Source organism: Bradyrhizobium sp. IC4060 (assembly GCF_020193715.1).
Taxonomy (GTDB): domain Bacteria; phylum Pseudomonadota; class Alphaproteobacteria; order Rhizobiales; family Xanthobacteraceae; genus Bradyrhizobium; species Bradyrhizobium yuanmingense.
In genome coordinates this window covers 67,646-88,478 of sequence record NZ_JADYVJ010000006.1, presented here as the reverse complement: position 1 = coordinate 88,478, position 20,833 = coordinate 67,646, and the positions used below count along the sequence as shown (strand labels likewise).

Genomic DNA, 20,833 nt, shown 5'->3' with positions numbered 1-20,833 from the left:
AACTCACTGGTTCGCGCCGGTCACCTGCGCGAAGGCGGCCTGATTAATGGTGGTCCCGATGTCGGTTTCAAGCTTGTTGACGTAGGAAGCGACCTGCTCCTCGGTCTGGGCGCGGTCGAGGCTCTCCTTCAGCTTCTTGACCGCGTCGGAGGCAAAGTCGACCGCGGGATCGACGATGTCGGTGACGCGGAACACGATCACCTCGCTGCCGCCGCTCACGGCCGTCTGTCCGATGCCGTCCTTGGCGGTGCGGAAGGCCGCCGCCACGACGGTGCCGGGCACGCCGGCGGGCGAGTCGTCGCGCTTGAAGCCGCTCGCGGTCTCGACCTTGGCGCCGACGGCGGTGGCCTCGTCGGCGAGCTTGCCGCCCGCATCGAGCTTTTGCACCATCTCGGTCGCCTTGGCCTTCAGCTTGGCGGCGATCTGGTCCTGGCGCCATCGCGCCTCGACCTGATCGCGGACCTCGTCGAGATTGCGGTCGCGCGAGGGGGTGATGGCGAGCACGTCGTACCAGACATAGCCGCCTTTGAACGAGATCGCGTCGTTGTCGACGCCGACATCGGTGTTGAAGGCCTGCGATACCACGTCGAGGCCCTGCGGGATGCTGGCGACCGGCTGGCCGTTCGGGGCGCGACCGGAGCGGTCGACGGCCTCGATGGTCACGGCGGTGAGGCCGAGCTTCTGCGCCGCGTCGATCACGCTGGAGCCGCCGCCACGCTCGTCTTCCATCTTGTCGCGGAGGTCGACGACCTTGACGCGTGCACGCTCAGTCGCGATCTCGCGCTTGATGTCGCCGGCAAGCTTGGCGTAGTCGGCCTCGGCGCCCGGCTCGATCTTGTCGACCCTGACGATCGCGACGCCGAGCCCGCTCTGGATCGGCTGGCTGATCTCGCCGGCAGGCAGCGCGAACGCGGCATCGCCGACGGCGGGCGCGAGCGAAGACTTGGTCACAAGCCCCAGGTCGACGTCGGAGGCGCTCAGCCCGCGTTCCTTGCCGATGTCCTCGAAGGACGTCCCGCCGACGAGGCGCTCGCGAGCGGCCTGCGCTTCGGCAACGTTCGGAAACACGATCTGCTGGATCTGGCGCTTCTCAGGCGTGCCCAGCCGATCCTTGCGCTGCTCGAACATCTTCTTGGCGTCCTCATCGGAGACCTCGGTCCATTTGCCGATTTCTTCCGGCGAGACCACGACAAAGGAGATCTTGCGATATTCGGGCGCGCGGAACTGGACCTTGTGATCCTCGAAATAGGCGGCGAGCGCCTCGGGCGAGGGCGGGTCGATCGGACCGGCCTGCGCGGCGTCGAGCCGGACGAATTCAATCGAGCGTTGTTCGTTCTGGTAGCGCGTCAGGACGTCGACCATGGCCTTCGGCGGCTCGAGGCCGGCGCCGACCGTGCCGGTGATCTGCCGGCGCAGCGATACCTTGCGCTGCTCGGCGACATAGCGCTGCTCGGTGTAGCCGAAATTGCGGATCAAGGCTTGGAAGCGATTGGGGTCGAAATTGCCGCCGATACCCTTGAAGTTGGGGTCGTTCATGATGAGCTGGCGGATCTGCTCGTCGGATTGGCCAAGGCCGAGCCGGCGCGCCTCTTCGTCGAGCGCGGCCTCGGCAATGGTCTGCTGCAGCACCTGGCGGTCAAGGCCGAACGCGCGCGCCTGGTCGGGCGTCAACGGACGGCCGAACTGGCGGCTGATCTGTTGCAGGCGGTCGGTGTAGATCTGGCGGAACTCGTTGAGCGAGATCTCGGTGCTGCCGATCTTGGCGACCGTGGACTGGCCGAAGCCCTTGAAGATGTCGGCAATGCCCCAAATGCCGAAACTGATGATCAACACGCCCATCACCACGGCCATAACGATCTTGCCGAGCCAGTTCGATGAGGCCTTGCGTATTCCTCGGAGCATTTGGTCCAACTTGTTTGGTCAGGAGGGGAACGGTGCGCGTCTTAATGCAGATTCCGCAAAAGCGCGTCACCAAATTGATAGATCATCATAAAGTGGCGGCTTTCCCCCCGCAACCTCGCCTCGGGCAACCGCTTGAAGCTGCGGCGAAAGGGCCTCTGGTCTCTGGAACTGCAGGGGCACCTCTGCTAGCGCAAGAACAAACCTCATTCTGCTGGACATTGACATGACCGACGCCATCCGACCGCTGATCGCGGGCAATTGGAAAATGAACGGCCTGAAAGCCCAGGCTGCTGAATTCGACGCCATGCTCAACGGCGCGGCAGACGTGGCTGGCAAGGCGGACCTGCTGGTCTGCCCGCCGGCGACCCTGGTTGCGGCGTTCGCCGAGAAGGCGCGCGGCAAGAAGGTCGCGGTCGGGGCCCAGGACTGCCACCCCAAAGCCTCCGGCGCCCACACCGGCGATATCGCCGCCGAAATGCTCGCCGATGCAGGCGCGACCACCATCATCGTCGGCCATTCCGAGCGCCGCGCCGACCACGGGGAGGGCGACGCGCTGATCCGGCAGAAGGCCGAGGCGGCCTGGCGCGCCGGGGCCGTTGCGGTCGTCTGCATCGGCGAAACGCAGGGCCAGCGCGACGCCGGCCAGACCCTGGACATCCTGCGCGGCCAGCTCGACGGCTCGCTGCCAGAGGGCTCGACGGCGGCCAATCTGGTCGTGGCCTATGAGCCGGTCTGGGCGATCGGCACCGGGCTGACCCCCACAGCCAAGGATGTCGAGCAGATTCATGGGTTTATCCGGGAACTCCTGACCATCAGGTTCAAGGCTGAGGGCGCGAAGATGCGAATCCTCTACGGCGGCTCGGTCAAGCCCTCGAACGCGGCCGAACTGATGGCGGTGAAGAACGTCAACGGGGCTCTGGTCGGCGGTGCCAGCCTGAAGGCGACCGATTTCCTTGCGATCGCTAAGGGCTGCCCCTAGCTAAGTCCAAACCGCGGGACCGGGCCCGATCGGGGGTGGCAATGCCACCTCCGATCGTGTAACACCGCGCAACTTCAGGAAAACCCGCGAAGCGCGATCGGCCGCCGTCAGGCGCCGCCCGCTTGTGACGGAAGGATATCATGCAGACCGTTGTCATCGTCATCCACCTCATGATCGTCGCCGTCATGATCGGTGCCGTCCTGCTCCAGAAGTCGGAAGGCGGCGGCCTCGGCATGGGCGGCGGCGCGGGCTTCATGTCGAGCCGCGGCACGGCGAACCTTCTGACGCGGACCACCGCGATCCTGGCCGTCGGCTTCTTCCTCACCAGCCTGTTCCTGTCCTGGTATGCCGGTTACGACCGCAAGCCGTCGTCGATCATCGGCCAGCCCTCGCAGACCCAGCCGGCCGGCGGGTCGCCCATCGCGCCGCCGACCTCGGGCGGCATCCTGGATTCGCTGAAGAAGGCCGACGAGCAGCAGCAGGCGCCGGCTCCGACCGGTCCTCAGGTGCCGCGCTCGCAATAAAGCAGGGGGGCCATGCAGGGCGGTGGCTACCGTCCTGCATCAACAATCCCCATCAAGGCACTGTCATCACTCTTCGTTTCGGCTCACCCACAGGCCCGCAAAATCTTTGGGGCGGAATACGAATCGCTTTGGCGAATCGTATTTAGGGGATTAGAGGTTAAGTCCCATGGCGCGGTACATATTCATCACCGGCGGCGTGGTTTCTTCGCTCGGCAAGGGTCTGGCTTCGGCGGCACTGGGTGCCCTGCTGCAGGCCCGAGGCTACAAGGTCCGCCTCCGCAAGCTCGACCCCTATCTCAACCTCGATCCCGGAACGATGTCGCCGTATCAGCACGGCGAAGTGTTCGTGACCGATGACGGCGCGGAGACCGATCTCGATCTCGGTCACTACGAGCGCTTCACCGGCCGTCCCGCGACCAAGGCCGACAACATCACGACCGGACGCATCTACCAGGACATCATCTCCAAGGAGCGCCGCGGCGATTATCTCGGCGCGACCATCCAGGTGGTTCCGCACGTCACCAATGCCATCAAGGAATTCGTCCTCGACGGCAACGACGATTACGACTTCGTGCTAGTCGAGATTGGCGGCACCGTCGGCGACATCGAGGGCCTGCCGTTCTTCGAGGCGATCCGCCAGCTCAAGAACGAGCTGCCGCGCGATCACGCCGTCTACATCCATCTGACGCTGCTGCCCTATATTCCCAGCGCCGGCGAATTGAAGACGAAGCCGACGCAGCACTCGGTGAAGGAGCTGCGCTCGATCGGCATCCAGCCGGACATCCTGCTCTGCCGCACCGACCGCGAGATCCCGAAGGAAGAGCGGCGCAAGCTCGGGCTGTTCTGCAACGTGCGCGAAAGCGCCGTGATCGAGGCGCGCGACGTCGACAACATCTACGCGGTCCCCGAGGCCTACCACAATGCGGGCCTCGACGACGAAGTGCTCGCTGCCTTCGGCATCGGCTCGCGGATTCCGCCGGAGCTGCGCAGCTGGCAGGAGATCAACGAGCGCATCCGCAATCCCGAGGGCAACGTCACCATCGCCATCGTCGGCAAGTACACCGGCATGAAGGATGCGTATAAGTCGCTGATCGAGGCGCTCTCGCATGGCGGCATCGCCAACAAGGTGAAGGTCAATCTCGACTGGATCGAGAGCGAGATCTTCGAGAAGGAGGATCCGGCGCCGTTCCTCGAGCACGTCAACGGCATCCTGGTGCCCGGCGGATTCGGCCAGCGCGGCGCAGAGGGCAAGATCAGGGCGGCGCAGTTCGCGCGCGAGCGCGACGTGCCGTATTTCGGCATCTGCTTCGGCATGCAGATGGCGGTGATCGAGGCCGCGCGAAACCTCGTCGGCATCGAGGACGCCAACTCCACCGAGTTCGGCCCGACCAAGGAGCCGCTGGTCGGCCTGATGACGGAATGGCTGCGCGGCAACGAGCTCGAGAAGCGCTCGCAGGCAGGCGACCTCGGCGGCACGATGCGGCTTGGCGCCTATCCTGCAACGCTCAATCGCGGCAGCCGCGTCTCGCAGGTCTATGGCGGCGCGACCGAAATCTCCGAGCGTCACCGCCATCGCTACGAGGTCAACACCGCCTACAAGGACCGCCTCGAGCAGCACGGCTTGAAGTTCTCAGGCCTCTCGCCCGACGGCGTGCTGCCTGAAATCGTCGAGTACGAGGATCACCCCTGGTTCATCGGCGTCCAGTTCCACCCCGAGCTGAAGTCGCGCCCCTTTGAGCCGCATCCGCTGTTCGCTTCGTTCATCGAGGCGGCGGCGAAGCAGAGCCGGCTGGTATAGCCGGCTCGGTCTGCCCTGACAAAGTCTTGCTCGCACGTCCGGCTACGCGGCCGCGATGTCCATCCTGCGGCAGAAGCAAGATGCCTTGATCGGCACCTCCGCGCGCGACTGGGCGAGGTCAAGTCGCTGCTTGATCAGCGGCCTCTCGGCGCTGTCGCCACGCCGCATGAGACATTCGTGCAAGCCGTGAAGCGACCACAGATTGTCGGGATGCTGGCAGGCCCGGCTCAGCTTTCCATCGAGGCCGAGATCGGAACGGTACACTGCCTCGGCTTCCTCGATCCGTCCCTGCTCCAGCAGCAGCGCGCCGAGTGCGTGACGCGGTGGCTGCATCCATCCCCACGGCTCGTCATAGGGCAAGGCGTCGCTGAGCGCGACCGATCTGCGCAGCTCAGCGAACGCGAAGTCGTAATTGGCTTTGCGATATTCCAGTTCGCCATTCAACATGGCTTCGGCCACGCCGAGCAGGGCGACGACCTTGTTGTTGTGCACGAGCCGGCTCTCCGGCACGCGCGTCTTCGCCTGAGCGAACAACGCTTTCTCGGTTTCGGCCTCAGTGACGTGGCCAAGCGCCGAATGAGCCACCGCCTTGGCGTAGTGGATCATCGCCGTCACAGAGCAGTATAGCTCGCGATCCTCCGGCAGCTGTTGGGCAATGATGTCGTGCCATTTGCCGAAACGCACGAGAACGTGCTGCTTCATCGTCAAATAGCCTTCCAGGAAGTCCGCCATGGGGGGCGATTGAATGCGCAGCACTGGCTCGGGCACGGTGGCAATGAGTTCCTCGGCCGCTGCGATAGCGGGGGCGTATTGACCCAGGAACATCGCGCCGTAGATGGCGAAGTGGAAGTTGTGGATGACATAGACCAGGTAGACACCCGGATCGTCCGAATAAGCGAGGAATCTGCGGTCGGTCGCCAGCGCCTTCTGATTGTAGAGCAGGACGTCGTTGTACTGCCCGCACAGCACGTCGAGATGCGTCGGCATGTGGATCAGATGGCCGCTATCGGGGGCGATCCCGCGCAGCCGGTCCCCAGCCCGCATCGCCTTTTGCGGGAAGGGCGACATCTCCATGAGGTGGACGTAGAGATGGAGCAGCCCCGGATGATTCCACGCAGCCGGCCATCGATCGAAAGCTTGTTCGAGCACGGCCCTGCATTCCTCGGTGCCAGCGCCCTTGGTGGGTTCTCCAGACTTAAGGTCCCACATCAGCCACGGCGTCTCGTTCATGATCGATTCGGCAAAGATGGCTCGGACCTCGAGATCGTCGGGATACGTGGCGAAGACCTTTCGCATCTCTCGCGTGAAGGCCTTGTCCCACGGCGCCATATCCTCGATCGCTTCACGCTGCGGATAGCGCACCGACAAGGCGCGGATCAGCGCTTGCTCGACCGGGCTCGCCCTATCCGCCTGCGCGAGCGCGTCCTGCGTCGCATCGTATGATCCCGCCAGCGCCAATTGACGGCCTTGTGCGTCATAGCGGACCCAGGGCAGGTTGTAGTTGGGACCCGCGGCGTAGCCGATGCCCCAGTGGGCCATGGCGCAGCTGTTATCGAACTCGAGCGCCTTGCGAAAGCATTTGATCGCCTCGCCGTGGTTGAATCCGAACACCCAGTTGAGCCCTCGGTCAAACCAGAGCTGCGCATCGGGCGAAGTCGTGCTGATTTTGCGGCTGTAGGGTCCGAGATCAAAATAGGTCATTGCCTCTGCCCCCCTTTGATCGCTTCCGTCGTTTTGCCGATTGCTCTCGGGCCGCCGCCGGCTGATCCGCCGGACCGAGCCTGCACATTATCAAGAGCGCCGGCCCCGCGCTATCGAGCTATGCGCGAACCGCCATGAGGGTCGCCCGGCCGAGGCTCAAGACAGAGTTGTGGCCAGCAGGTATAACCGCCGCTCCTGTCAGGGAGAGAGCAAGAATGATCTACGAAATGCGCGTCTATCGTTGCGTGCCCGGCCGCCTACCGGCATTGCTCAAGCGGTTCGAGACCGCCACGCTCAAGATTTGGGAGAAGCATGGCATCAAGCAGGCCGGGTTCTTCACCACCCTGATCGGCGAATCCAACCAGGAGCTGACCTATTTCCTCGCCTGGGACTCGCTTGCCGAGCGCGAGAAGAAGTGGGGCGCGTTCATGACCGATCCGGACTGGATGAAGGCGCGCGCCGAGAGCGAAGCCGACGGCCAAATCGTCGCCAACATCGTCAGCCAGATCCTGGCGCCGACCGCCTTCTCGGCGGTGAAGTAGCAGGCGGCGGGCAGGGAACCCTGGCGCAACCCTGATATTCGGACCGTCCGGGCGGAAGAGGGTTGATCCAACCCTCATGCCGGCTATGGTCGCGCCGAAACGAGGGATGTGCCTTGAGCTCTTCGAATTCAGCGGCGCCGGTTATCACCATCGGCAGGGTCAAATTCGGCAATGATCTGCCGATCGCGGTCATTGCTGGGCCCTGCCAGCTCGAGAGCCGCCAGCATGCGCTGGAGGTCGCCTCCGCGCTGAAGGAGATCGCGGGGCGGCTGAACATCGGCCTCATCTACAAGACCTCGTTCGACAAGGCCAATCGCACCAGCGCGGCGGCGGCGCGCGGGCTGGGTCTTGCGCCGTCGCTGCCGATCTTCGCGGAAATCCGATCCTCGCTCGGCTTGCCTGTTCTGACCGACGTGCACGAAGCCACGCAATGCACCGAGGTGGCGCAGGCCGTGGACATCCTGCAGATTCCAGCCTTTCTGTGCCGGCAGACCGATCTGCTGCTAGCGGCGGCCGCGACCGGCAAGGTCGTCAACGTCAAGAAAGGTCAGTTCCTGGCACCCTGGGACATGGCCAATGTCGTGACCAAGATCACGAGCGCTGGCAATCCCAACGTGCTCGTCACCGAGCGTGGCGCCTCGTTCGGCTACAACACGCTCGTCTCCGACATGCGCGCGCTGCCGATCCTGGCGCGCACCACCGGCGCGCCCGTGATCTTCGACGCCACCCATTCGGTGCAGCAGCCGGGCGGGAAGGGGACGTCCTCGGGCGGCGAGCGCGAATTCGTCCCGGTGCTGGCGCGTGCAGCTGTCGCGGTCGGCGTTGCCGGCGTCTTCATCGAGACCCATCCCGATCCCGATCGCGCGCCGTCCGACGGTCCCAACATGGTACCGCTGCGCGAGTTCGAAGGGCTCATCGCCCGGCTGATGGCGTTCGACGCACTGGCAAAGAATCCGCGCTGATGCAGCAGAGCGAGGCGGGGCCGCAAGATCACGGCTTGCCGGCGGCGCTCTACGTCATCTCAGGCGCAAGCTTTGCCGCCGCCTTGTCGGCGCGCGCGCTCGATCCGGTGCTGCCGCACGTCGCCGACGATTTTGGCGTCAGCATCGCGACCGCCGCGGGCTTTGCCGCGGTGTTCGCCTTCACCTTCTCGATCATCCAGCCGATCATCGGGGCCGCCGCCGACCTGTTCGGCAAGACGCGGCTGATGATCGGCTGCCTCGCGCTGCTCGGCCTCGCCAACATCCTGGGCGCATTCTCGACGTCGTTCTCGGTTCTGTTTGCGACCCGCATCCTCGCGGGCATCGGCTCCGGCGGCGTATTTCCGGTGGCGCTCAGCCTGACCAGCGATCTCGTCGGTCCCGAGAAACGTCAGGTTGCGATCAGCCGCACGCTCGCCGGCGCCATGACGGGCAATCTGCTCGGCGCCTCGGCCTCAGGCCTGATCGGTGATTTCCTCGGCTGGCGCGGCGTGCTGGCGGTGCTCGGTGTCCTCGTGATCATCGCATCGATCGCGGTCGCGGCCGGCTTTCGCGGCGCCAAGGTCAAGCATCCGCCGAAGACGAGCCTCTCGGCGCTGAAGGCCGGCTATCGCACCATCTTCACCAACCCGAATGCCTATGTCTGCTATTCGGCTGTGTTCATCGAAGGCTGCTGCGTGCTCGGGCTGTTTCCCTACATCGCTTCGTTCCTGTTCGAGCTCGGCCAGACCTCGCTGTCGATCGCCGGCATCGTCATCGCCGGCTTTGCGGTCGGCGGCCTGTTCTACACGCTGACGGTGTCGCGCCTGCTGCCTTGGCTCGGCGTGAAGGGCATGATGATCGCAGGGATGACGCTGGTGGCGTCACAGCTCATCGCCGTCGCCTTCGGTCCACGCTGGGAAGTGCAGGCGCTGAATCTCGTCGTGATGGGCTGGGGCTTCTACATCGCCCATGGCTGTCTCCAGGTCTTCGCCAGCGAGCTCTCGGTCGAGGCGCGCGCCACCGCAATGTCGCTGCATTCGTTCTTCTTCTTCATGGGGCAGACGGTGGGGCCGCTCGCCTACGGCTTCGGGCTCCAGCATGCCGGCAAGATGGCGACCCTGTCGGCGAGCGCCGCGATCATGGTGCTGCTCGGCCTCGTCTGCGCGCGGCTGCTCAAGCAGCGGGCGCCGTCAGATGCGCGCGTCTGAGGGCGCGTCCGGACGAAGCGCCCTCTCAAAAAGCTTCGCAAGCAGTCCTTGTGGCGCTCAGGCGCTCGCGTAGGCCTCCTGCCAGAGGTCAAGCACCTCGTGACGCGTAATGCCACGGGTGATGAACACGATGCGCGAACGGCGGTCGGCAGCATGGGGCCATTTTGCAAGCGCCACCGGCGGATGGAAGACGTGGTGGACGCCATGAACCGCGACCGGCGTCTCTTCATCGCGAAGATTCAAGATGCCCTTGACCCGCAAGAGGTCCTCGCCCCGGGTGGCGCGCAGATGCGCGAGCCAGCGCGATACGGCCATCCAGTCAAGGGGATCGTCGAATGCGATCATGAAGTTAAGGATCGAGGCATCGTGGCTATGATGCTCGTGATGGGCATGACCGTCATCATGATGGTGGCCGCTCTCATGTGCAGCCTTGGCGACGTCGGCGAACGCCTGCTCGTTGAGCCAGCGCTCGATATCGGCTGTCTTCTTTTCGGGGTCAATGAGGGCGGCGCCGAACAGTTGAGCCGGATCGACCTCGCCATGCGCCACGTTCTCGATCCTGGCGCTGGGATTGAGCCGACGAAGCCGCAAGTCCAGTGCGTCAGTATCGTTGACCAAATCGCGCTTGGTGATCAGCAGCCGGTCAGCGAGCGCGACCTGCTTCACCGCCTCGTATTGGCGGTCGAGCTGCCGCGCTGCATTGACCGCGTCGACGGTGGTCACCACGGTGTCTAGCCGAAGGAAATGCGAGACCAAAGGGTTGTTCAGCAGCAGCTGAGCGATGGGGGCGGGGTCAGCCAACCCCGTTGTCTCAACCAGAATCCTGCGGAACGGCGGGACCTCGCCACGATCGCGGCGCACCAGCAGCGCGCGCAGGGTCTCTTCCAGATCGCTGCGAATAGTGCAGCAAATACAACCACTCGCAAGCACGGCGACTTCGCCGTCCACGCGTTCCACGAGGAGGTGGTCGAGGCTGACCTCGCCATATTCGTTGATGATGACGGCGCTGTCCTTCATCGCGTCGTGGCGCAGCAGGCGGTTGAGCAGTGTGGTCTTGCCGCTGCCAAGAAAGCCGGTGATCAGTGACACCGGAGTCCGCTCGGCGGATTTGTCGCTCTCGAAAAGGCTCATCGGCGTCCTCAACCCTGGTCTTATTTTTGTCGCTGGACAACAGCCTAATGGAGGACGAGCATTCCGAAAACAGGATCTTAAGCCCGAGCTCAGCGGGCACAACCCGGGAGGAAACGATGGACGATGCCAAAGGCGATGAAGAGAAGGGCGGTGCCGCGACCGATCGGCGGACCTTGCTGCGCACGGCAGGCCTTGCTGGTGCGGCTGGGGCGGCATTCGCAGGTGCGATGCACGGCAAGTTCTCACTCGCACCGATCACCGCGGCCCAAGCCCAAACGCCGGCGATGCCAAAGGGCGTGGACAAGCCTTGGTGGCCCTCGAAATGGGGCAAGGACGACGAGGCTGGCGCGTCGAACCACATCACGCCGGCGAAGGTTCTCGATGCCGTGAAGTGGATCAAGGATGGCAAGATCTACAAGATCGGCCGCGTTTACGAGCAAGGCATGCCGTTGTTCGGCGCCCGCGCATTTTCGTTGCGCATTCCCGGCGGGCCGACTGGCGGCCCGTTCGGCGACAACAAGCTCGTCTATCACGACGAGTTTCTCGCCACCGAAATCGGCCAGACCGGCACACAATTCGACGGGCTCGGCCATATCGGTATCCAGTTGGGCAAGGACGGCGACAAGAGCGAGATGCGCTTCTACAACGGCTTCACTGCCGCTGAGATCGGCGACGCCTACGGCCTGAAGAAGCTTGGCACCGAGAAGCTCAAGCCGCTGTTCACACGCGCCCACCTGATCGATATGGTCGCGCTGAAGGGCGGCATGATGGATGCGGGCCAAGAGATCACCTCGGCCGATATCAAGGCGGCGCTGGCGAAGCAAAGCATCGCGGAGAGCGACATCAAGCCAGGCGATGCGATCATGTTCCACACCGGCTGGGGCTCCCTGTGGATGAAGAACAATGATCGCTACAATAGCGGCGAGCCTGGGATCGGCCTCGATGCCGCGAAGTGGATCATCGAGAAGGATCTCGCGCTGACTGCGGCCGACACCTGGGCGGTCGAAGTGGTGCCCAATCCCGACAAGTCGCTCGCTTTCGCGGTTCATTCCGAATTGCAGACCAAGCACGGCATTCTCAACCACGAGAACCTGATCTTCGACGAGTTGATTGCCGACAAGAAGTACCAGTTCGTCTACTGCTTCACGCCATCGCCGATCAAAGGCGCGACCGGCAGCAATGGCTGCCCGATCGCGATCACCTGAGGCGGATGAAAAAGCGTGTGGGCGGGACGTCCCCGCCCACCGCGCGAGCTGCGGAGCGGCGTGCGGCTCGCCTCGCATGGTCCCGGCATGGAATTCGGCGAGATGGCGATCCTGGAGCACAGCCGCAGCGCCGACGTCTTCGCCGACACGCCCGTCACCTGCCTCGAACTGCCGCTCGACAGCATTGCCGATTACCGCCGGCTGCACCCGGAAACGTCGTTGAAGATCATGCGCAATCTTGCCGCCATCCTGGCGCGGCGGCTGGTGCTGGCGAATGCCAAGGTGGATTTGCTGAGCGCCTACTGACTATACCGAGACATTGTTTTTCGTTCCCCTGATGCGACGCAGCGCGCCGCACTTGCGGCGTGGTGCGTTGCTGATCCGGGGTCCGGAATTCGTGGCGCTCGGTCCCGGCTGTGCGGGGCGCAGCGTTTCGCGCTGCACCTTGCGCGGAACGCGGGTGGGGGCTGTCTCACTTCGTCCACGTCACACTGGGCGGAGGAGGCTAGCTCGCGCAGCTCTTGCGATACTCAGCCGGCGTGACGTTCATGTGTCTGCGGAAAATCCGATTGAGATGGCTTTGATCGGAAAATCCGCTCAAGAGCGCAATTTCCTTCAGGGCGAGCCGATCCTTGCGCAGATGTTGGCGGGCGCGCTCCACCTTGCGGCTCAGGACATAGGCATGCGGCCGCATGCCATAGTGCACCTGGAACTTGCGCGCGAACTGCACCGGCGAGCAGTTGCAGATGTTGGCTAGCTCCTCGAGCGTGATGTTCCTGGAGATGTTCTGTTCGACATAGTCCTCGATCAGCCTTGCATGCGCTGGCCTGAAGCGCCCCTGCGGACAGGGCAGCTTGAATTCCACCGAGGCGTATTTTCGCAAGATGTGCACGCTCGCCTGAAGTGCCAGCGCATCGTAGCAGAGCCGGCCGCCCGGGCCGCCTTCGGACACTTCCTGCACCATCCGGTCACCGATCCAGGTCAGCACCGGATCTTCGATCCTGAGCAGATCGTGGAGTTCGACGCCGTCTGACTCGCGGTCGAATGCCTCGCTCGCGGTCTTCGTCATCAGGCTCGGCGAGATGTAGAAATGGCTGACTTCGAGGTCATTGCTCCAGCGCCAGTTCGAAGGCTCCGCACGTGTCAGCAGGGTTGTGACACCGCGTCCGACGTGATCCTGCTTCCACGCGCCGGTCACACGGCGGTTCATTGACGTGGTGCCTTCGCGATAGACGACGATCAGGAAATTCTCGGACGGCGGCACCCAGATGTCGGACGGCGCATAGCGGAAGACGCGCAACCGAAAGTCAGCCTTGCCCACGGCGGAACTGTCCAGCATCAATTGGCCGGGAGCGTAGCGGGGGAGCTCCTCAACCGTGATTAATTGGCCCATCGCGCGCGACTCCTTCCCTGATTCTAAGGCGCGGTTGACCGCTTCTGCTTCTCATTGGCCGAACGGCGGAGACGAGCATAAGCCGGTTTTGCCATTTGCCAAGCGAGCCGCGTTGCCGAACTGCAGAACCGGCAACGGACGTCCGGCTTCGTTCAAAGAATTGTCCGATTTGTTCAAGCTCCAGCCGCCGGAATACTCATAGCTTCCCCCGTCCCGCACAGATGGGATCAACAATGACGCGCTGCACCACCATCCGATCGTATGACGGATGGGGAAGGTCGTGCGCACTCAAAAATCACCGAGGAGGAAGAAATGGCGGAAGCCCTGACCAAATCCAATGGAAGCAACGGTTCGCATGGACCAGCGAGGTTCGATGCCGTGGTTGTCGGAGCCGGCGTCGCCGGGCTCTATCAACTCTATCGTCTGCGCGAGCAGGGATTGAGCGTCAGGGGGATCGACGCCGCGTCAGGCGTAGGCGGCACGTGGTATTGGAATCGATATCCCGGCGCGCGCTTCGACTCCGAGGCCTACATCTATCAGTATCTTTTCTCCGAGGAGCTCTACAAGGATTGGAGCTGGAGCGAGAAGTTTCCGGGCCAGCCCGAAATCGAGCGCTGGATGAACTACGTCGCCGACCGTCTCGATCTGCGCAAGGACATCCAGTTCAGTACGACGGTCAAGAGCGCGCACTTCAACGAGGCCACGCAGCGCTGGCTGGTCACGACCGACCGGGGCGACGTGATCGACACCCAGTTTCTGGTCACCTGCTGCGGCATGCTGTCGGCTCCCTACGTATCCTTTCCGGGGCAGGAGACTTTCAAGGGACGGTTGTTCCATACGGCGCGCTGGCCGGAGCAGCCTGTCGATCTCGCAGGCAAGCGCGTCGGAGTCATCGGCAACGGTGCGACCGGCATCCAGGTCATCCAGACGATCGCCGGCGATGTCGGCCATCTCAAGGTGTTCATCCGCACGCCGCAATACATCATCCCGATGAAGAATCCGAAATTTGGGGCCGCGGAGGTCGAGGACTACAAGTCGAGATTCAAGTCGCTCACCGAACGCCTGCCGCGCACATTCACCGGCTTTGAATGCGATTTCGAGCACGCCTGGGCAGACCTCACGCCGGAGCGCCGCCGCGCGGTGATCGAGGATTGCTGGAATGACGGTTCCCTGAAGCTATGGATATCCTCGTTCGCCGAGCTGTTCTTCGACCCGGAGGTCAATGCCGAGATCTCCGAATTCGTGCGCGGGAAGATGCGCGAGCGGCTCGGGGATCCGAAACTGTGCGATGCGTTGATTCCTGCCGATTATGGCTTTGGAACGCACCGTGTGCCGCTCGAGCAGAACTTCCTCGAGGCCTTCCATCGCCCCAACGTCGAGATCGTCAGCGTCAAGAGCAATCCGATCGATCGCGTCACGCCCACTGGTATTCAGACCGCTGACGGTACGGTCCATGAGCTGGATGTCATTATCCTAGCAACCGGCTTCGACGCCGGCACCGGTGCCTTGACGCGCATCGATATCAGGGGCCGCGACGGCCGATCGCTGAGGGAGGACTGGGGCAGGGACATCCGCACCACGATGGGCCTGCAGGTTCACGGCTATCCCAACCTGTTCACGACCGCCGTTCCGCTCGCTCCGTCCGCCGCGCTGTGCAACATGACCACGTGCCTGCAGCAGCAGGTCGAATGGATCGATGACTGCATCAAGTACATGCGCAGCAAGGATCTGAAGGTGGTCGAGCCGACAAAGGACGCCCAGGACGGCTGGGTGGCCCATCACGATGAGATCGCAAACGCGACGCTGATCGCGAAAACCAATTCCTGGTACCTGGGCTCGAACGTCGAAGGCAAGCCGCGCCGTGTCCTGTCGTACTGCGGCGGCGTCGGCGCGTATCGACAGAAGTGCGACGAGGTCGCGGTGAACGGTTACGAGGGCTTCGCGATGCAATGAGCGCTCGCGACGCGAGCGTCGACCACATCAAACAATCCAGCACGGGAGGACGATCATGATCATGAATTTTGGCGCGACGGCAGATGCCGTTCTCGACGGCGTCGTCACATCCACGCCGCGCGTGCCCGGCGTTGTCGCGATGGTGACGGACCGCCGGCGCAACATCTATGAAGGCGCAGCCGGCAAACGCCGTCTCGATCGGCCGGCGGACATGACCACCGACAGCGTCTTTGCCCTTTTCTCCACCACCAAGGCGATTACCGGCACGGCCGTTCTGCAACTCGTCGAGGAGGGCAAGCTCGATCTCGATGCGCCCGCGAAGCGTTACGCGAACGAGATCGGAAAGCTGCAGGTGATCGAGGGCTTCGATGCAGCGGGCGAGCCGATCCTGCGTGCACCCAAGCGCGATATTACCACGCGCATGCTGATGACCCACACGGCGGGCCTGAGCTACGATTTCATCAACCACACCTACAACCGGCTGGCGCAGGAGAAGGGGCAGCCCAGCGTGATCACCGCGACCAAGGCCTCCCTGATGACCCCGCTGCTGTTCGATCCCGGCGAGCGCTGGGACTATGGGACGAATCTCGACTGGTGCGGCCAGATCGTCGAGGCCATCACGGGCAAGCGACTCGGTGAAGTCTTCAAGACGCGCATCTTCGAACCGCTCGGGATCAAGAACATGACCTTCGAGCTGACCGACGCGATGCGCCAGAAACTGGCCGGCATCCACGCGCGGAATGCCGACGGGTCGCTGACGCCGATGGATTTCGAGCTTCCGGCAAAGCCCGAAGTCCATATGGGCGGGCACGGCCTGTACGGCACGGTCGGCGACTACATGCGTTTCATCCGCATGTGGCTGAATGACGGGGTTGGCGAACACGGCCGCGTGCTGAAAGCCGAAACCGTTCGGATGGCGGAAAGGAACCACCTGGGCGACAGGAAGGTAACGCCGATCACGGGTGTCATCCCGTCACTGTGCAATGATGCGGAATTCTTTCCGGGCCAATCCAAATCCTGGGCGTTGAGCTTCATGGTCAACGACGAGGAAGCCCCGACAGGACGCCCCGCCGGCGCGCTGGGCTGGGCCGGGCTTGCCAACCTGTTCTACTGGATCGATCGGCAGAACAACGTCGGCGGGTTCTGGGCCACCCAGATTCTGCCCTTCGGTGATCCGACATCATTCATCGGCTATATGAACTTCGAGACGGCGCTCTACCAGAGCCTGAGGCAGCGCTTGGCAAGCTAGGACCGTGCTGCGAGAGCGGCCTCGTCGCTGTCGACCGAGGCCGTTTTCTCTTGATGGTCACACGTGACCGAGCATGCTCTAGCCCCGCCCGCGATAGGGCGCCACGCCTTGCTCCGGCACCCACAGGCCCTTCGGCACGCGGCCGGTCTGCCAGAACACGTCGATCGGGATGCCGCCGCGCGGATACCAATAGCCGCCGATGCGCAGGAATTTCGGCTTGATCTCGCTGGCGATGCGCTTGCCGATCATGACGGTGCAGTCCTCGTGGAATGCGCCGTGATTGCGGAAGCTCGCGATGTAGAGCTTGAGCGATTTCGATTCCAGCAGCCACGCCCCCGGCGCGTAGTCGATCATCAGATGCGCGAAATCCGGCTGGCCCGTAACCGGGCAGAGCGAGGTGAATTCCGGCACGGTGAAGCGCACCAGATAATCCGTGCCTTTCTGCGGATTGGGCACGCGGTCGAGTTGGGCCTCTTCCGGCGTGTGCGGCCATTCGACCGCGCGGCCGAGCTGGAGGGACTTTTTCGCCATCGTCGTCAACATCCTGTGGAGCATGATCCGGAAAAGTGGGCACCGGTTTTCCGAAAGATCATGCTCAATTAAGCAATAGGAGCGCGATAAGATCGCGCTCCAGAGGATGCCGGGATGGACGCAAACGGGCTCGTCGTCAACCGGCGGCGATTGTCTGGATCATGACGATGCGGTCGTTGCCGGACTCGCAGCCCCAAAGCTCGCCCGGCCGCCCGTCGAGCTGGCGGACATTGGCGTTGGCCTTGTCGCTGGCGAAGACGTTGAACTTCTCGGTGGCGGGATCGAAGCGCACGATGGCGTTGGCGGAGAAATCGGTCAGCCAGACCTTGTCCTTGTCGTCGACATAAACGGCATAGGCGCGGGGACGTTCGCCTGGCAGCTTCCAGGTCTTCCACGAGCCGTCCGCGGGATCATGCACCGAGACGTGGCCGCTGTTCCACTCGCTGACCCAGATCCGGCCCCTCGAATCCGACCAGACGCGCCGCGACCCCTGGTTCGGGGTCGGCGGCTCGACCACGGTCGCATTGCCGCCCGCGCGGTCGATCTTCGCGATATGGCTGCCGCCGAGGGAGGCGTACCAGATATCGCCCTTGGGCGTGACCGTGATGCCGTAGGGGCCGACCCCCTTCGGTGCCTTGAACACGTTCATCTCGCCGGTCTTCGGAGACAGCCGGCCGTAATAGCCGGACTGGCCGGTGAACCAGTAGGTGCCATCCCTGTCGAACACGCCGGTGTTGAGATTGGCGGAGGCTAACTTTTCCGGCAGGCGGAACAGCGTCACCTTGAGATCGGCAGGGTCGACCCGCGCAATCGCGTTCTGGCCGCCTTCGGTGATCCAGGGCGCACCGTCGGGCCCGACGGTTACGCCGTGTGGGGCTGCGCCCTGGCCTAGGCTGACCGTCTTGAAACGGCCATCGCGTGGATCGAGACTGCCGAGCAGACCCTTGCCCTGCGCCGTGAACCAGATGGTGCCGTCAGGGGCGGGCGTGAGATCGTGCAGGCCGATACCCGGACTGGTCGGGTAGTATCTCGTCCGGAACGGGCCTTCCTGCGCAAAACCTGGACGGGCGGCGAGCAGCGCGGCGCTCGAAGCAAGAAATTGGCGGCGATTCATGGCGTTACCCCGACTGTTTGAGATTGAGGTTGGGCACGCGGACCAGACGTGGTCGAGCATATTCTGAGGCGCCTTTCGCGTCAGTCGGAGCCGTGCGTCCAAGCGTTCACATTTGCTTGCGGCCCGTGTAAGACCCGCGGCACCGATCAGCCCCAACGAACGGAAGTGGACATCATGACCGCCATCATCGACATCATCGGCCGCGAAATTCTCGATAGCCGGGGCAATCCCACCGTCGAGGTCGATGTCGTGCTGGAGGACGGGGCGCTCGGCCGCGCCGCGGTTCCGTCCGGCGCCTCCACCGGCGCCCATGAGGCCGTGGAACTGCGCGACGGCGACAAGGCGCGCTATCTCGGCAAGGGCGTGACCAAGGCGGTCGGCGCCGTCAATGGCGAGATCTTCGAGGCCCTGAGCGGCCTCGATGTCGAGCAGCAGGCCCAGATCGACCAGATCATGATCGACCTCGACGGCACGCCGAACAAGAGCCGGCTCGGCGCCAACGCCATCCTCGGCGTCTCGCTGGCCTGCGCCAAGGCGGCCGCGAATTCGCTCGACATGCCGCTCTATCGCTACGTCGGCGGCACCTCCGCGCGCCTGCTGCCGGTGCCGATGATGAACATCATCAATGGCGGCGTGCACGCCGACAACCCGATCGACTTCCAGGAATTCATGATCCTGCCGGTCGGCGCCTCGAGCTTTGCCGAGGGCCTGCGCTACGGCGCGGAAGTCTTCCATACGCTGAAGTCCGAATTGAAGAAGGCCGGCCACAACACCAATGTCGGCGACGAGGGCGGTTTCGCTCCGAACCTGCCGTCGGCGGACGCCGCGCTCGACTTCGTCATGAACGCGATCGGCAAGGCCGGCTTCAAGGCGGGCACCGACATCATGCTCGGCCTCGACTGCGCCTCGACCGAGTTCTTCAAGGATGGCAAATACGTCTATGAAGGCGAGGGCAAGACCCGCTCGATCTCCGAGCAGGCGAAGTATCTTGCCGACCTCGTCGCGCGCTATCCGATCGTGACCATCGAGGACGGCATGTCGGAAGACGACATGGACGGCTGGAAGGAGCTCACCGACCTGATCGGCAAGAAGTGCCAGCTGGTCGGCGACGACCTCTTCGTCACCAACGTCAAGCGCCTTGCCGAAGGCATCAAGACCGGCCGCGCCAACTCGATCCTGATCAAGGTCAACCAGATCGGCACGCTGACCGAGACGCTCGCCGCGGTCGAGATGGCGCACAAGGCCGGCTACACCTCGGTGATGTCGCACCGCTCCGGCGAGACCGAGGATTCCACCATCGCCGACCTCGCGGTCGCCACTAATTGCGGTCAGATCAAGACCGGCTCCCTTGCAAGGTCCGACCGGACCGCCAAATACAACCAGCTCTTGCGCATCGAGCAGCAGCTCGGCAAGCAGGCGCTCTATGGCGGCAGGGCGGCACTGAAGGCGCTGGCGTAAGCCGGCGTCTCGATCCGCGCGAACAGAAGGACAGGGGAGGATCGACATGAGTGACGGCAAGACCGGACTGGAATTGCGTTCGCTGCTCAAGAAGAGCGGCGAGCTGGAATTGTCTCTCGTGACGGTCCCGACCGCGGAGCCGGCCGACGATGAGGTCGTGGTTCGCGTCGAGGCCACCCCGATCAACCCGTCCGATCTCGGGCTGCTGATCGGACCCGCCGACATGTCGGCCGCCAAGGCTTCCGGCACCAAGGAGATGCCGGTCATCACTGCCACGATGCCGGAGGCGGCGATGCGGATGATGGCGGCGAGATTCGATCAGTCGCTGCCGGTCGGCAACGAGGGCGCCGGCACGGTAGTAAGGACCGGATCGTCGGACGCGGCCAAGGCCCTGATGGGCAAGACGGTGTCGATGATCGGCGGCGGGATGTACACGCAGTACCGCGTGCTCAAGCTCCGCGACGTCATGGAGCTGCCGCCGGGCACCACGGCGGCGGACGGCGCCTCCTGGTTCGTCAATCCGCTGACCGCACTCGGCATGACCGAGACGATGCGGCGGGAGAACCACAAGGCGCTCGTGCACACGGCCGCCGCCTCCAATCTCGGTCAGATGCTCAACAAGATCTGCATCAAGGACGGCATCGGCCTCGTCAACATCGTCAGGAACAAGGAGCAGGCCGACATCCTGCACAAGATCGGCGCAAAGTACGTCGTGGATTCCAGCGCGCCCAGCTTCATGGACGATCTGACCAACGCGCTGGTCGAGACCGGCGCCACCATCGCCTTCGACGCCATCGGCGGCGGCAAGCTGGCGAGCCAGATCCTGACCGCGATGGAGGTCGCAGCCAACAAGACCGCGAAGGAATACAGCCGCTACGGCTCCAACGTGTACAAGCAGGTCTACATCTATGGCAGCCTCGACACGCGGCCGACGGAGCTGAACCGCTCGTTCGGGCTCAGCTGGGGCGTCGGCGGCTGGCTGCTCACGCCATTCCTTCAGAACATCGGACCGGCCGAGATCGGCCGCCTGCGCCAGCGCGTGGCATCCGAGCTCAAAACCACCTTTGCCAGCCATTACACCAAGGTAGTGTCGCTCGCCGAGGCGCTCGATCCCGCCAATATCGCAGTCTACGCCAAGCGGGCCACCGGCGAAAAATTCCTCATCAACCCGAACAAGTGATCG

General features: G+C 63.8%; 18 protein-coding genes. 12 read left to right on the top strand and 6 right to left on the bottom strand.

The window, feature by feature from the left end:
* Window positions 1-3: 3 nt before the first annotated feature.
* A complete protein-coding gene (locus I6F16_RS20955) occupies window positions 4-1,902 on the bottom strand; it encodes a SurA N-terminal domain-containing protein (RefSeq protein ID WP_225173976.1) in 1,899 nt (632 codons plus the stop codon).
* A gap of 223 nt (window positions 1,903-2,125) precedes the next feature.
* On the opposite strand from I6F16_RS20955, the gene tpiA reads away from it, so the two are divergent.
* The 3 genes from tpiA (at window position 2,126) to I6F16_RS20940 (ending at window position 5,203) form a co-directional block, all read left to right on the top strand.
* Entirely contained in the window at window positions 2,126-2,881 is a 756-nt protein-coding gene (gene tpiA / locus I6F16_RS20950) for a triose-phosphate isomerase (protein ID WP_225112516.1), read from the top strand.
* 140 nt (window positions 2,882-3,021) lie between these two features.
* Window positions 3,022-3,405 carry a preprotein translocase subunit SecG gene (gene secG, locus I6F16_RS20945; RefSeq protein ID WP_036009912.1) on the top strand — a complete coding sequence of 128 codons (384 nt, stop codon included), beginning with the start codon at window positions 3,022-3,024 and terminating at the stop codon, window positions 3,403-3,405.
* A 166-nt stretch (window positions 3,406-3,571) separates the two neighbouring features.
* Window positions 3,572-5,203: a CTP synthase gene (locus I6F16_RS20940; protein WP_036025189.1), complete on the top strand. Its 1,632-nt coding sequence runs from the start codon at window positions 3,572-3,574 to the stop codon at window positions 5,201-5,203.
* A 42-nt stretch (window positions 5,204-5,245) separates the two neighbouring features.
* Here I6F16_RS20940 and I6F16_RS20935 read toward each other — a convergent pair whose 3' ends face one another.
* The gene (locus I6F16_RS20935; RefSeq protein ID WP_225112515.1) at window positions 5,246-6,904 is read right to left on the bottom strand and encodes a hypothetical protein; all 1,659 of its coding nucleotides are present in this window, start codon (window positions 6,902-6,904) and stop codon (window positions 5,246-5,248) included.
* A 215-nt stretch (window positions 6,905-7,119) separates the two neighbouring features.
* Here I6F16_RS20935 and I6F16_RS20930 point away from each other — a divergent pair, with 215 nt between their 5' ends.
* The 3 genes from I6F16_RS20930 (at window position 7,120) to I6F16_RS20920 (ending at window position 9,616) form a co-directional block, all read left to right on the top strand.
* Window positions 7,120-7,446: an NIPSNAP family protein gene (locus tag I6F16_RS20930; RefSeq protein WP_057030503.1), complete on the top strand. Its 327-nt coding sequence runs from the start codon at window positions 7,120-7,122 to the stop codon at window positions 7,444-7,446.
* Window positions 7,447-7,559: 113 nt separating this feature from the next.
* Window positions 7,560-8,408, top strand: a complete 849-nt coding sequence (kdsA, locus tag I6F16_RS20925; RefSeq protein WP_225112514.1) for a 3-deoxy-8-phosphooctulonate synthase — start codon at window positions 7,560-7,562, stop codon at window positions 8,406-8,408.
* Window positions 8,408-9,616, top strand: a complete 1,209-nt coding sequence (locus tag I6F16_RS20920) for an MFS transporter (RefSeq protein ID WP_225112513.1) — start codon at window positions 8,408-8,410, stop codon at window positions 9,614-9,616. Before kdsA ends, I6F16_RS20920 begins: the two co-directional genes overlap by 1 nt.
* 57 nt (window positions 9,617-9,673) lie before the next feature.
* On the opposite strand, the gene I6F16_RS20915 is transcribed toward I6F16_RS20920, so the two are convergent.
* The gene (locus tag I6F16_RS20915) at window positions 9,674-10,705 is read right to left on the bottom strand and encodes a GTP-binding protein (protein WP_346656558.1); all 1,032 of its coding nucleotides are present in this window, start codon (window positions 10,703-10,705) and stop codon (window positions 9,674-9,676) included.
* A 158-nt stretch (window positions 10,706-10,863) separates the two neighbouring features.
* Between I6F16_RS20915 and I6F16_RS20910 the strand changes: the two genes are divergently transcribed.
* Window positions 10,864-11,952 carry a cyclase family protein gene (locus I6F16_RS20910; protein ID WP_225112511.1) on the top strand — a complete coding sequence of 363 codons (1,089 nt, stop codon included), beginning with the start codon at window positions 10,864-10,866 and terminating at the stop codon, window positions 11,950-11,952.
* Window positions 11,953-11,967: 15 nt separating this feature from the next.
* The gene (locus I6F16_RS20905) at window positions 11,968-12,258 is read left to right on the top strand and encodes a cyclic nucleotide-binding domain-containing protein (RefSeq protein ID WP_225112510.1); all 291 of its coding nucleotides are present in this window, start codon (window positions 11,968-11,970) and stop codon (window positions 12,256-12,258) included.
* Between the two features lie 199 nt (window positions 12,259-12,457).
* Here the strand turns inward: I6F16_RS20905 and I6F16_RS20900 are convergent, their stop codons facing one another.
* Entirely contained in the window at window positions 12,458-13,345 is an 888-nt protein-coding gene (locus tag I6F16_RS20900) for an AraC family transcriptional regulator (RefSeq protein WP_036009887.1), read from the bottom strand.
* A gap of 312 nt (window positions 13,346-13,657) precedes the next feature.
* Between I6F16_RS20900 and I6F16_RS20895 the strand changes: the two genes are divergently transcribed.
* Together I6F16_RS20895 and I6F16_RS20890 are read left to right on the top strand one after the other, a co-directional pair.
* Window positions 13,658-15,298: an NAD(P)/FAD-dependent oxidoreductase gene (locus I6F16_RS20895; RefSeq protein ID WP_225112509.1), complete on the top strand. Its 1,641-nt coding sequence runs from the start codon at window positions 13,658-13,660 to the stop codon at window positions 15,296-15,298.
* A gap of 55 nt (window positions 15,299-15,353) precedes the next feature.
* Window positions 15,354-16,547, top strand: coding sequence for a serine hydrolase domain-containing protein (locus tag I6F16_RS20890; RefSeq protein WP_225112508.1), 1,194 nt, complete (start codon window positions 15,354-15,356; stop codon window positions 16,545-16,547).
* Between the two features lie 78 nt (window positions 16,548-16,625).
* Here the strand turns inward: I6F16_RS20890 and queF are convergent, their stop codons facing one another.
* Window positions 16,626-17,102 carry a preQ(1) synthase gene (gene queF, locus I6F16_RS20885; RefSeq protein ID WP_192893427.1) on the bottom strand — a complete coding sequence of 159 codons (477 nt, stop codon included), beginning with the start codon at window positions 17,100-17,102 and terminating at the stop codon, window positions 16,626-16,628.
* A 112-nt stretch (window positions 17,103-17,214) separates the two neighbouring features.
* Window positions 17,215-18,192: a lyase gene (locus I6F16_RS20880; RefSeq protein ID WP_225112507.1), complete on the bottom strand. Its 978-nt coding sequence runs from the start codon at window positions 18,190-18,192 to the stop codon at window positions 17,215-17,217.
* Between the two features lie 174 nt (window positions 18,193-18,366).
* On the opposite strand from I6F16_RS20880, the gene eno reads away from it, so the two are divergent.
* The gene (eno, locus tag I6F16_RS20875) at window positions 18,367-19,650 is read left to right on the top strand and encodes a phosphopyruvate hydratase (protein ID WP_036009930.1); all 1,284 of its coding nucleotides are present in this window, start codon (window positions 18,367-18,369) and stop codon (window positions 19,648-19,650) included.
* Between the two features lie 46 nt (window positions 19,651-19,696).
* Window positions 19,697-20,830, top strand: a complete 1,134-nt coding sequence (locus tag I6F16_RS20870) for a zinc-binding dehydrogenase (protein WP_225112506.1) — start codon at window positions 19,697-19,699, stop codon at window positions 20,828-20,830.
* Window positions 20,831-20,833: the final 3 nt, after the last annotated feature.